General features: G+C 43.7%; 12 protein-coding genes. 8 read left to right on the top strand and 4 right to left on the bottom strand.

Annotation, left to right across the window (positions count from 1 at the left end):
• On the top strand, positions 1 to 728 hold a 728-nt coding region (locus K9J17_18450; protein ID MCF8278714.1), incomplete at its 5' end, for a SpoIIE family protein phosphatase.
• Positions 729 to 771: 43 nt separating this feature from the next.
• Here the strand turns inward: K9J17_18450 and K9J17_18445 are convergent.
• Positions 772 to 1,206 (bottom strand): hypothetical protein, encoded by a 435-nt coding sequence (locus K9J17_18445; protein MCF8278713.1) that lies wholly within the window; start codon positions 1,204 to 1,206, stop codon positions 772 to 774.
• Positions 1,207 to 1,652: 446 nt separating this feature from the next.
• Here K9J17_18445 and K9J17_18440 point away from each other — a divergent pair, with 446 nt between their 5' ends.
• From K9J17_18440 to K9J17_18410, 7 genes are all read left to right on the top strand, one after another.
• Entirely contained in the window at positions 1,653 to 2,624 is a 972-nt protein-coding gene (locus tag K9J17_18440; protein MCF8278712.1) for a tetratricopeptide repeat protein, read from the top strand.
• A gap of 415 nt (positions 2,625 to 3,039) precedes the next feature.
• A complete protein-coding gene (locus K9J17_18435; protein MCF8278711.1) occupies positions 3,040 to 3,330 on the top strand; it encodes a hypothetical protein in 291 nt (96 codons plus the stop codon).
• A 42-nt stretch (positions 3,331 to 3,372) separates the two neighbouring features.
• Positions 3,373 to 3,621, top strand: a complete 249-nt coding sequence (locus tag K9J17_18430; GenBank protein MCF8278710.1) for a hypothetical protein — start codon at positions 3,373 to 3,375, stop codon at positions 3,619 to 3,621.
• Between the two features lie 537 nt (positions 3,622 to 4,158).
• Positions 4,159 to 4,701 (top strand): heme NO-binding domain-containing protein, encoded by a 543-nt coding sequence (locus tag K9J17_18425; protein MCF8278709.1) that lies wholly within the window; start codon positions 4,159 to 4,161, stop codon positions 4,699 to 4,701.
• Entirely contained in the window at positions 4,667 to 6,205 is a 1,539-nt protein-coding gene (locus K9J17_18420; protein MCF8278708.1) for a GHKL domain-containing protein, read from the top strand. The genes K9J17_18425 and K9J17_18420 overlap by 35 nt, the downstream gene beginning before the upstream one ends.
• The gene (locus tag K9J17_18415) at positions 6,202 to 6,591 is read left to right on the top strand and encodes a response regulator (protein ID MCF8278707.1); all 390 of its coding nucleotides are present in this window, start codon (positions 6,202 to 6,204) and stop codon (positions 6,589 to 6,591) included. The genes K9J17_18420 and K9J17_18415 overlap by 4 nt, the downstream gene beginning before the upstream one ends.
• Positions 6,591 to 7,847, top strand: a complete 1,257-nt coding sequence (locus K9J17_18410) for a response regulator (GenBank protein MCF8278706.1) — start codon at positions 6,591 to 6,593, stop codon at positions 7,845 to 7,847. Before K9J17_18415 ends, K9J17_18410 begins: the two co-directional genes overlap by 1 nt.
• A 20-nt stretch (positions 7,848 to 7,867) precedes the next feature.
• On the opposite strand, the gene K9J17_18405 is transcribed toward K9J17_18410, so the two are convergent.
• The 3 genes from K9J17_18405 to K9J17_18395 form a co-directional block, all read right to left on the bottom strand.
• Positions 7,868 to 8,314, bottom strand: a complete 447-nt coding sequence (locus K9J17_18405; protein MCF8278705.1) for a DUF1987 domain-containing protein — start codon at positions 8,312 to 8,314, stop codon at positions 7,868 to 7,870.
• A gap of 3 nt (positions 8,315 to 8,317) precedes the next feature.
• On the bottom strand, positions 8,318 to 8,869 hold the full coding sequence (locus tag K9J17_18400; protein MCF8278704.1) for a SiaB family protein kinase: 552 nt from the start codon (positions 8,867 to 8,869) through the stop codon (positions 8,318 to 8,320).
• Positions 8,870 to 8,948: 79 nt separating this feature from the next.
• Complete coding sequence (locus K9J17_18395) at positions 8,949 to 9,326, bottom strand: DUF1987 domain-containing protein (GenBank protein ID MCF8278703.1); 378 nt, start codon at positions 9,324 to 9,326, stop codon at positions 8,949 to 8,951.
• Positions 9,327 to 9,933: the final 607 nt, after the last annotated feature.

The raw sequence follows: 9,933 nt of genomic DNA, 5'->3' as shown, positions 1-9,933 counted from the left end.
AGATCCAACAATATCTTCTGCCCAATCTTTCAGAAGCTATGAAAGGGATAGCTGAAACTTTTGTCATCTGGAAACCCCGCGATGTGGTGTCTGGCGACTTCTATTGGCACAGAAAGATCGGAAACAAGAATTTGCTGGCACTTGCAGATTGTACCGGACATGGCGTTTCGGGCGCGCTCCTTACGGTAATTTGCATGGATACCTTGAACCGATGCGTTGATGAACACGGGCTAACAGATCCTGCAGATATTCTGAATAAATGTCAGAATATGCTGTCTTTATCCTGGAGGCAAGGTGGTGCCAAGGGCATGTCTGATGGAATGGACATTTGCCTGTGCTGTTTTGAAGAAGAAAGATTGTCATTTGCTTCGGCATCAACTCCGCTATACCTGTTTCGTAATGGAACTTTGACCGAACACCGAGGCGATAGGCTTTCTATTGGAACAGGAACCTACTCGGACCACCAGTTTTCATCTAAGGAAATTATACTGAATGAAATGGACAGGCTCTATATGTTAACGGATGGAGTAGTGGACCAGTTTGGCGGGTCAGCTGACCGTAAATTTGGAAAACCAAGGATAAGGACGCTCATTTCAGAAGTTGGCAACAGGTCATTTTCAGAGCAGCGTCAGATTTTTCATCGAACATTTGAGAATTGGAGAGGCACGCGTGCACAAGTTGATGACAAGACCTTCTTGGCCATTGAGATCCATGGCAAACCCGCTTAAAACTGCATTAAGCGCCACTCTTGACCTGCTCATGCTCTACGGTTCAATATTCATTTCTGCACCAACCTATCCTACCACGGATGGGGGTGTTTGCTCCAGGTCTTGAACCATCTGTTTTGCCAAGTATGATCAGCACATCCAGATGGCCGTTGTCCAAAGCGGTCTTGGCGTTCCGAAGCCTATCAAAATCAACGGCACCGTCCGTCATCTGCAATTCGCAGCTTTTCAAACCAACGTATTTTTTGCAAAGAGACACCAGTATATGACTGCCTATTGCTCCACAATGGCGCAACGACTTGAAGTCTCCGTGTTTACGGTAAAAGGCTATCAGCTGTTGGGTGTTCAGCAACCCGTTCTCTAAGCAGATACCATAGGTTCGCTGGTTCATTTCTCCGAAGCTGAGAAGCTCATTTATGCTTATGGCCGGTTCCATTGCGGCAATTCCCAAAGCCTCCAAATAATTCATGTTCTCTTGCATACATCAAAGCTGAGCAACACTGCAACCCGTTGGATAACCTTCGCATGTGGAATTCATTGGAAATTCACACGCGGTCAGGTTAGGAAATAAAGTTTGCCGATCTCTAGGTCAAGCGTCTATGGCCTGCCTGTTGATTGAACCGTAGCAAAGCTCAGCTTAGGTATTCCAGTTGTAATGATGGATGAATGAACAGAAACACAAAGCACTTCTAAGCCGAATATTTTGAAAATGGCCTTGTTCAACGCTACCATTATTAGTTATATCACTTATTAAAAATGGTTCGGTCATGTTATAACCAGACCCTGTGTAATGCAGTTATTCGCCATTATGATCGAGCCTGGTTTGGTGTCGACCAAACCATTGAAACTGAACGCTACATTCTACAGATAAACCGTTGAATTTCAGAGTCAATCAATGAATGCGCATTCCAATTCTTGAACTTCAATATGATCGAACAGTCGATAACAAACGAAATCAATTCGCTACAAGCCAAGTTGCGGAAGTACAATGCGGATAACGCAAGTGATCCCGAAAAACTTGATGTGCTTGTACAGCTTGTAGAATTGCTGAAGGAAGAAAACTTTGTAAAGGCCTGCGAACACGCCAATCAGGCAATTGAACTTGCCGAGAAATTAGGTGATGTCAGATCCAATGCATGCGCTAGAAAAGGTTTGGGAAGCAGTCTTTGGAAGATGTTGGAATATGAAGAAAGCATCCTCCAATTTCAGGCAGCCTTAGATATGTACCTGGTTTTATCAGACCATTGCGGAATGGCCCAATGCTACAGCGGAATGGGTGTCATATCCGGTATCCTTGAACAGAACGATACGGCACTTGCCTATTTTGAGCAAGCCCTTTCGTCAGCACAGCTGGGTAAACACCTCTTGCTTTCAGCAATCATTACAGGTAACATAGGCGGTGTGTATTTCAAGCTTTCGGAATTTGAAAATGCCATGCAATGTTTCCAGCATGCACATGATTATTTCCTAGAGATAGGAAACATCCGGGGAATCGCAGACATGCTCGATGGTATGGCTGGGATCTACGTTCACCGCGGCCAGTATAACGAAGGAATTGAAATTCTGCGTAAATGTTTGGCATTGCGCCAAGAAGAAAGGCATAAAAGAGGCATTGCAGTTGCCATGCTGAACATAGGAATAGCCAACAAGCAATCAGGAAAGCCGAAACAGGCGAAGTTTGAACTCGAAACAGCTCTAAGCTACATGCGCTCCATTAACCTGAAAATATACGAGCAAGAGCTTTTTCAACAATTGATGGATGTATGCTTAGAACTTGGGGAAACGGAGAGTTTCCGAACATATCTTCAAGATTATGAGCGTGCTCAGTATGAAGAACTTAAGCAGAAAGGGCAGCAGCGCAATAGTATGTTCAAACCATCTCAAACACCCACTCTCTGACCAAAGGTAGCAGTTTCGGCTTTGACAGCCGCTGCTGAGGTCAGTGCATATTACCGTCATGATGTAGCATGACCATGTCGGTTCATCAATAATTTACATGAGCGAATTTCAGATCTGGGCTTAGCACTGATGTAGCTTGCTTAATAACCCGATTTGGTTAGTAATCCTATTGGATGTAACCAAACATAACCTTTGCATGTGGGAAAAAATCACTGGAAACAACCAATTGTAATGTTGGTCGATGTGATAATTGGCTTTTATTGGTCAACTGTATTATAAACACAACCCGTTGGTTTGCAAGTGCAATCACGAACTAACAAATGAAAAGCCCAACACACCAAGTGATGATGACCATCATACGGGTCATCCTTTTTCTCCTTGTTTATGCTGGTATAGCGTACAAAATCCTTTTGTAATGAGAGTGTATTACAATATAGTAGCCACTGAGGCCGAACTTTTCCAGAAAGAGTATATGCCTCCTACCGGCTTTGATAAGATCATTGAAGACTTTCAAGATGATGAGGTTGAATTTACAAAACGTCCAGGTGGCATTTTTCTAGCCGATCTGGTTAGCAAAGGCCTTGTTGAATCCATTGTAACACCGGGTATAGATAAGTTGGGCATCGAACTAAAGCAGGTGATTGGTCTCATTCATTTCTTCAATCAGCACAATGTAAATGTGCAATTCAGCGATAAGGCGTTTTAAGTACATGGGCTAAACCGGTCTTATCACTTCCTACCATACATTATGGGCAACACCTCGCTAAAAGATTCGCTATTAGATGTGTTTCAAACACACAATCCGTTAAAAGCTTCGTGCCTGTCGGTTTACAAGCCTATTGTTAATGACCTTTTGCAATATTGGAGTTATGCAGATACTGTAGATGAAGTGGAAACCTACATCAAATATCTGTTGGAGTACCACGCGCACAAGCCCATTCCCGTTGGTAAACAACTGGTGGCTGATGCATATGCGTGCAGAAAACAATTTCAATAATCAGTGCAATTTCCATTAACCTATGAATGATAACGAACCAGGTCTTATTAATTTGCTCTATTTCATCTTAGCGGTAATATGTGTCATCGCTATTTTATACATGGTTCACAAATAATCGGTGTATCGCTAGCAGTGAAAAAAAGGTAATTGGCGCACTCTCCAATGAAGTGTTTCAATCGTTTCGTGAGAAACTGATTCAATCAAGGTTGGATTGATATCGCTAGGTTATTTATACCCAGTAATCGAAATCTTTCGGAAAGATGGTGGTGTGCCACTGAAATTGATCATTCGCATTTTAATTTCATAACGCGATGCCATGCGCATAACTTTTCTCAATTACTTGTTTCGGAAATCAGTCTGTAATTCCGAAAGCCTCTCGAAAAAGGGCACTTTGGGTAAGTAGCTGTTCATCGAATTTTGAACATACCGTAGTTTGTGTATGTTATGTTTCTTGTTAAATATACCAATAATGGTTATATCGGGCAGTCACTTCTTGAAGTAATATTGACCGAAATCAATTGTTAAGTTCAAAAATTAATGTACGGATTAGTTAATAAAGCCATTCAAGATCTTGTTATAAAGGGGCACGGTATTGATAAGTGGACAGAAATAAAGAACATGGCAGGCATGGAAGACGAACGTTTTGTGAGTTTGAAGAGCTACCCCGATAAGCTGACCTATGACCTTGTTGGGGCGGCCAGCCGTGTGTTGGGTGCTGATGCAAATAAGATACTGGAAGCCTTTGGAGAACACTGGGTGCTGTATACTGCAGAAGAAGGCTATGGAGATATGCTCGATTTTACGGGCTCAACATTGGTACAGTTCCTGAAGAACCTTGATCTGCTGCATCTGAGGGTGAAAAATATGATGCCACACCTACAACCTCCCAAGTTCGAATGTATTGAGATAGCCGAAAATGAGATTGAGTTGCATTATTACTCAGAACGTGAAGGCTTTGCGCCTATGGTTATTGGCCTGCTTAACGGTTTGGGGAAACGGTTTAAAACGGAATTACAGGTAGAACACATCGAAAAGAAGCAGGTGAATGGAGGGGCAGATCGTTTTTTGGTCAGGTGGTAGTTACGACTCGCGGGAATTCATTGATTCGCTGCTTCCGCTTTCAATCTTCGTCAACTTAGATGGCGTGATAACGGATTGTTCGCGCAGTTTCAGAAAAAGTATTCCGGGTCTTAGGGGTAGGTCAGTATTCACCGACTTTTTTGATGTACAACGCCCGAGTGGGCACAAGGCACTGTTTAACTTAGATGATCCGTCCTATTTCGTGGTCATTAGCGACAAGCGTAATGGAAACTGCTTTAAGTGCACCAAAATTAAAGGCACGAAAGGAATCTTTCTGTTGGTATGTAGTCCTATGCTCAACGAGCTTAATTCTCCAACCGATTATGGGCTTGAGGTATCGGATTTTGCACCACACGACATTGTGGCCGAGTACCTGTTTGTAATGAAGGCCAACCAAACGGCCATGCGCGAAGCTAACCAGCTGATTGACGATATGACCCGACAGAATAAAGAGCTGGAGATGGCCCGTAAGGACTTGGTTTTACTCAACGAACGATTGGAGGAAAAAGCCGAACGTTCAAAGGAGAGTCTTCAAGTGGCAGAAAGCGAACTTGTAGAGGGAGAAAAATTAGCACTTCTTGGAAGATTGGCGGCAGGAGTGGCCCATGAGATGAATACACCGTTGGGTGCCATTACGGCAAGTGCAGATAATGTGAGCGAGATACTCAAGCATCTATTTAAAGAAGGCTTGAGGAATGCCGATCACGATTCGATAATGACGGCCTGTAAACTGGCCGATGATTTCACAGCACACGACACCCTGACAAGTAGGGAAGAGCGTCAGGAAAAAATCCGGTTGGTAGAACACTTGGGCACCGTTTATGGCATTGAAAAAGCCAAGGATCATGCCTCGCAATTGGTTGAGAGCGGAATAATAGCAGATGACAAGGAAGTGTTGGACCACATCTATCATTCAAACAATATTGAAGCGGCACTCAACATAACGACCACCATCATGAAGGTCAGGAAATCAATAAGCACCATTGAAGTAGCTGCACAAAAGGCCGCCAACGTGGTGAGAGCGCTTAAATCATATGTAAGGAATGATGACGTACACCATGCCACTGTGTTCGATGTAAATAGAAGCATCCGAGATGTGTTACTGTTGTTTGCCAGCCAGATCAAGAAGGGAGTTGAGGTTCATCTTGATATCAAAGACACACTTTTGATTCAGGCCAATGAATCTGAGGTAAGTAAGGTTTGGAGCAACCTTATAGCCAATGCGCTCTATGCTATGAACTACCAAGGCCACCTGAATATTCAGGGATTGATGGATGAACACAATGTGATCATCAAAGTGACAAATGATGGTCCGGAAATACCTCAACATGTACTAAGCCGACTGTTCGAACCATTTTACAGCACAAAGCCAGTTGGAGAAGGTTCAGGAATGGGGCTGAGCATCGTTTTCAATGTGGTGGCTTCCATGAATGGTAGCATTGAGGTTGAAACCGGAGAAAACACAACATTCATCGTAACGCTTCCAAAAATGAATCTTCAATGAAAACAGCCATTCTGTGTGTGGATGACGAGAAGCTCGTATTGGACAGCTTACGGATACAGTTATCAAGGCATTTTGAAACGCAACATCTACTTGAGTTTGCCCAAGGTGCAGAAGAGGGACTAGAGGTTATTGCAGACCTTGCCGAACTTGGTGTTATCACAGTTCTTATCATAAGCGATTGGATGATGCCAGGAATGAAAGGTGATGAATTTCTTAAACGGGTTAGAGAACTGTATCCCCAAATGACCACAATGATCCTAACCGGTCAGGCCGATGAAACGAAACTGATGGAGCTTCAACTGATGCAAGTGACCAACGCGGTGATGAACAAGCCTTGGAAGGAAGAGGAACTTATTTGCATGATCAACCAACTTCTAACTGTCTGATGAGCACTGACCGTTACACAATATTGGTGGAGGACGACCCGACCGTGTTGCACTCGCTTCGGTTGCAAATGAGAAAAATCCTTCCGCCCGGTTTCAATATAGAAACGGCCAACGATGGCGCGGAAGCATTGGAATTGTTGCAGGATATAATTGCTGCAAATGGTCTGATTCCACTTGTGGTCACAGACCACCAGATGCCACGCATGTCAGGCTCCGAATTCCTTCTTCGGCTGAAAGAACTGTTTCCAAAGTGCCGCAATATCATGCTTACCGGAGAAGCTAGACTCGATGATATTACCCAACTGATCAACGAACAGGCACTTTACCGTTACATTTCCAAGCCTTGGAGCCAATCTGACCTTGAAATGACCGTGCTTTCTGCACTGGAAGCTTACGACCAAGAATATAAATTGGATCAACTCAATAAAAAACTGGCGGAATCCAATGAACACTTGGAGGAATTGGTGATTGAACGAACCCTGGCCTTACAATTAACCACAATGGAGATCAATAGCGGGCTTGAGTATGCACGATTGGTACAGCAGAACCTGTTGCCTAATAAGGATCTCATGCAGGAGTATTTTTCACATGTCGATCTACTGTTCAGACCGTATCATCAAGTCTCTGGAGACTTCTATACATTCAGTAGAAGACCGGAATCTCCACACAAGGCCATGCTTATAATCGGTGATGCCACTGGGCATGGAATTGCAGGGGCCTTTCTTTCCAATATATGCATGAGCATTATTGATAACCTAGTTGAAAATCAGGTCCTTCAAACGCCAATAGAAGTATTGAGCGAGGTATTGCAGCGGTTCAGGAAACTTTCTCACCATGCCACCGAGTCGATGCAACAAATGATATCTGTTGAACTCACAGTAGTGTGTTTTGATAAGTTGAAAAACGGCATCAGTTATGCATCCAATTCCAGACAATTGAAGTTGTTCAAGAATGGCGCCATCGTTCAGCCAAAAGAGCAGATCTTCCCATGTTGTTTAGGCAACAGCAAAGACCAGTTGAATTTAAAGCATCGGGGCAGATTTGCAGAATTACCGCTATCAGATCTCGATACCGTTTTACTGCATACAGATGGCGTTCAAGATCAATTCATGCCAGATGGCAAAAGATTGCTCAGAAAAGGATTGCGCGATGCATTCTCGAAACCTAGATTGGAAAGTGTCGAACAATGGTTCACAGAATTGCAAGGAGGGGAATCCAATACGGATGACGCCACCCTCATTCTGGTCAAACTGTAAACGACCAGATGCAGCATGCGTCAAAAATGTTTTGATGAATCTGTTCGTTCATCAAAGCTTGCTTCGTTCAAGGCAAGGATCTTTAGGGGCAAATTGATCAACTCAGACAGATCATTGCCAAATTCACGCATGTCATCGTCAATTTCCTCGTGATACCACGTGATGTGGACCATCGTGCCTGAATCTTTCAACCGTTCAATTGTTTTTAAAATGTCGAGAAGGGCTCTAGATGAATTCGTATTGAAGTATTCTAGGAGAAACTCCACATCCAATCTGCTGGGATTGGTAGATGCCAGGTTCTTCAGCCAACCCATCACAGGCCTATAAAATCCGATCACATCTTCAGGGATTGACCTTCCGATAATTTCCAAAGTCGAATTTTCAACCGAGTACCTTATCAGTGGTGTCTGTTCTGTAGGATTAATGTTCAGTTCAAGTTCGTTATGTTCAAAATTATCTGTTTTCATTGTTCAGAATTTTATTTCTACATGAAGAGAAAAGAAGGACAGCTGGTCTGTGACCTGGGTGATCTTATGGCGTATTTTGTTGTTTGACCGTCTTGCTATGTCTATAAGGCCCAAGCCAGCACCTTTCTTGGTGCGCAGTCCGTCCTTCAAAGCGGCAACATGACGTTCTCTCAGCTCGTTTTCTGATAGCTTCTCAAGCTCGCGCAATCGCTGGTCAATGTTGAATTCACTATCCCTATCAACATAATTGCCGGTCTTAATAAAATAACCTTCCTCAGTACGGCCTATGATCAATATGGTGGAGGCTTCCCAAGCTGGCCTGTGGGTTGCAGGATGGAGGTGGTGATACATGTTCTGCAAACCCTCAGTCAATATGTTCATCACTTTCTTCTGAACTGGACGGGGGTCTCCAGAAGCGTGCAGCATTTCTTCTACATATTGGATAATGCTTGAGTTTATTTCAACAGAAGGAGTGCCCTTGAATGAAAATATGACTCTGTTCCGATGAGCACAGTTCATCACGGTGTATGCGTCCGTGTCAATAAATGAATCCATGTTTTGTTAATCAGGTTATTAAAAGTCAGACCATAGCAACAAACCACACATAGTTGTTGTGGACGGACATTACAAATACTTACAACTTTCTTAGCACAGCATATGCCTCTGTCTGAATCATGTGTATTTCCAGCGATGTTGATTCTTCGATCAGCTCACCGAATTCTTCCATATCCTCGTCCTCAAATTGATACCTCCATTCAATCATAATAATTCCTGTATTGGATCTGGAATTGATGGTATTCAGTGCTTTCAAAAATCGCATCAGCATCCGCTTGCCTCTGGTATCGAGGATCGGCAACTCAAATTCCACAATCAAAAGGACGCCAGGTGCGCTCATTTGGGCCGAATAGTATACATCAAGAAGCTTATCTGCCAGAACATCTAAACTGTTAAATGCCAAATACACACCTTCAATATTGAATCGGGTTTCATTGCTCAGTGGAATCGTATTCATGGCGTAAGTTCTTTTGAATAAAGAACATAGATCTTCAAGCTTACGTTGTAGCCAACTGACATGAAATATTCAGACACGCATAACCATAACATGTCAATTATGGGAAAAAAGTCGTTTCATCTTGCTACGCAAATGCAGATCCGCATCAGGAACATTCGCCCTATAGCCAATAGAACAAACTTAATCAGTGCAAATTCTCCCATTGGTTCTACGGGCGTCCGCTTGGCTCCTCAGTTGTTCGAAAACCCATGTGCACCTGTGCCGAAACTGGTTAAAGTATTGCGCTTCGCCCTTCGCGCCTCCCGTACCCATAGCTATCTGGAGCGTGCACCCAACCATAAACGAAGCAAATTTCTCTGCTTCTCTATACCTCCGCGTGCAACAAACAGGAGCGCCTGTGCTGAGCCCAGTCGAAGTATAACGAGTGCCCTTTGCGTCCTCAGCGCCTCCTTTGCGTCTTGGCGGTTAAAAACCCCATGAGCGAAGCGAATCCTTTGCGTCTTAGTGTCTTTGCGTGAAAAACCCTTGAGCGAAGCGAATCCTCTGCTTCTCTATACCTCCGCGTGCAACAAACAGGAGCGCCTGTGCTGAGCCCAGTCGAAGTATA

It is taken from the genome of Flavobacteriales bacterium, assembly GCA_021739695.1.
Lineage (GTDB): Bacteria > Bacteroidota > Bacteroidia > UBA10329 > UBA10329 > UBA10329.
Note: the sequence above shows the minus strand (reverse complement) of the source record. Positions and strands in the feature narration are given on the sequence as shown.